Origin of the sequence: Streptococcus mitis SK1080, from assembly GCF_000220085.1 — a bacterium.
Taxonomy (GTDB): domain Bacteria; phylum Bacillota; class Bacilli; order Lactobacillales; family Streptococcaceae; genus Streptococcus; species Streptococcus mitis_K.
Map to the genome: position 1 here is coordinate 1 of NZ_AFQV01000016.1, position 2311 is coordinate 2311.

The 2311-nt window shown below is 34.3% G+C and carries 1 protein-coding gene and 1 pseudogene; both read right to left on the reverse strand.

The window, feature by feature from the left end; genetic code table 11:
- Window positions 1-961: pseudogene (locus HMPREF9957_RS06280) on the reverse strand (alpha-galactosidase); the annotation flags it as partial.
- A gap of 5 nt (window positions 962-966) precedes the next feature.
- Window positions 967-2286 carry an alpha-L-fucosidase gene (locus HMPREF9957_RS06285; protein WP_000683282.1) on the reverse strand — a complete coding sequence of 440 codons (1320 nt, stop codon included), beginning with the start codon at window positions 2284-2286 and terminating at the stop codon, window positions 967-969.
- Window positions 2287-2311 lie beyond the last annotated feature (25 nt).

Genomic DNA, 2311 nt, shown 5'->3' on the forward strand with positions numbered 1-2311 from the left:
AACTCTGGATGTGCTTCCAACCAATCACTCATAATGATTTCCGTCCCATTATAACCACCTCTGGGACCAATCCATAATCCTAGGCTTGAACCAAATCCATTTACAAGATGTTTAATATTTCTCAAACCATTTGGGAATTTATGATTGAATTCCCAAACTGATTGATAGTTTGTCCAACCATCATCAACAACATAAGCATCTAAATGGACTCCATGATTTTCAAATCCATCTCTAATCTCAGAAAAACTTTTTAGAATACCTGCTTCTGTAATGTCGGTCATATGGTCATACCAGGAATTATACTGTTTACGGAAATAACTAGGTTGAGCTATTCCTTCCACATATTCAAAAAATGCCTCTTGAATCTCTTCTTTTTATAGGAACCTGCTCCCCCAACAATACAAGGCCACAAAATTTTCTCTTGATTAATAACCGTTCCTAAGTAATACCTTGATACATAATGTCTACAATCTACCTTGTTTTCAGACATGGGAAATTCCATTCCTAAGAATAAAGAATTAGCATAAACAGGTTGTCCCAATTCTACATAATAACCGGAAAAATTTGCCATTTCCTTAATACAATCTTGTCTTTTAGGATAGAAAATATGGTCTTCTGTTTCAAACTCAAAACTCTCTACCTCTACAGATTTAATAACTTCAGTAGAAGATTCTAAAACTAATTGTTTCGAAAGAACATCATCCCTCGATTCAAAGATTAAACGTAAACGAATGGAAGGATAAACAAAAGAAACCTCAATCCGCTTATCTCCCTCTTCCCTAACGATTGCTGAAAAATGATTTGAAGAAAGTTTTATACCATTCTCCAATGTAATGGTAAATTCCTCTTTCGAAACATTTTTTATCATTACTCCTGCCCGTTTGTTTACGATATCAGTAGTATAAAATCGACCATCTACCCAAAAGAAATTACGTCTTACATTTTTATTTTCAATTTTCATATAAACTACTCTCTCAACTCAATTTTTATTACGCTATCAATCAAGTCTGGTAATGGATAGGTAAAATGAGGAACTTCTCCAAACTGTGCAAAACAAATTCCTTTATAGGCATTGGTCGTCCAGCTTTCTGAAATTTTCACCTCACTTCCATCATGAAGAAAGCTCATTCTTTTTACGTTTTCTTTACTAATACCAAGAAGAGCTAACGGACCTATAGGTTGTTCAAATACATGAGCATAAACCGTATTTCCGTTACGAGTATAGTATCCCCAATCTGGTTTTGGTAAATTTTCATCTCCACTACATCCATAAATTGCCTCACCATTTCGAGACATCCATTGATGAAAATCATCTAATATTTTCTTACTTGGATCATTAATTCTTCCCAAAGCATCTGGGCCTACATTAAGAATCATATTCCCGTTTTTACTAACACATTCAACTAACTTTCTTATCAAAGTTTGACTAGACTTATATAGATAATCAGTAGGATTATAAGCCCAATTGTTATTCATAGTTAGACAAAGTTCCCAAGGAACAGGCTCACCTTTAAAGTTTCGAATACCTTCGTGAGGAACAATTTGCTCTGGACTAACAAAATCTCCAGCATAAGAGGTAATTTCATCTGTAACAATACTTCCGAATCCTTCACCTGATGTTTCTAATCTATTATCTACGATAACGTTTGGCTGATAATGACGAACCATGTCTATTAATTTTGAAGCTCCCCATTTTTCACCTACCATGTCTTCATAAGAATAATCAAACCATAATATGTCAATCTGACCATAACCAGTTACAATTTCTTTAACTTGATTGTGCAAATACTCCAAATAACGGTCAAAGTTAATTTTCTCATCTCGATAGGCTTCATTTCCTCTCATTGGATGATTTAGATCAGCATATTTAGGAAAATCAGGATGATACCAGTCAATTAAACTAAAATATAACCCTACTTTTAAACCTTCAGCTCGAACGGCATCTACAAATTCTTTAACTAAATCTCTACCTGCAGGTGTATTTGTTGCTTTATAATCCGTAAATTTTGAATCAAACAAACAAAATCCATCATGATGTTTAGCCGTTAAAACCATATACTTCATCCCTGCAGCTTTTGCTTGTTTAGCCCATTCTCTAGGGTTATATTCCTTAGGATCAAAAGCTCGAAAATATGGTTCATAATCTTCAATAGATAATTTCTGATGACTACGAATCCATTCCCCTTTTCCTGGAATAGAATATAAACCCCAATGAATGAACATCCCAAATCTTGCTTCTCTAAACCACTGAGTTCTACTATTGATAGTTCCAAGTGTATGTTTCATCCTTTTACTGCTCCTCCTCCTAAAG

Coding starts and splice junctions, on each gene's coding strand:
- HMPREF9957_RS06285 (WP_000683282.1), bottom strand. CDS start 2,286: ATGAAACATACACTTGGAACTATCAATAGTAGAACTCAGTGGTTTAGA.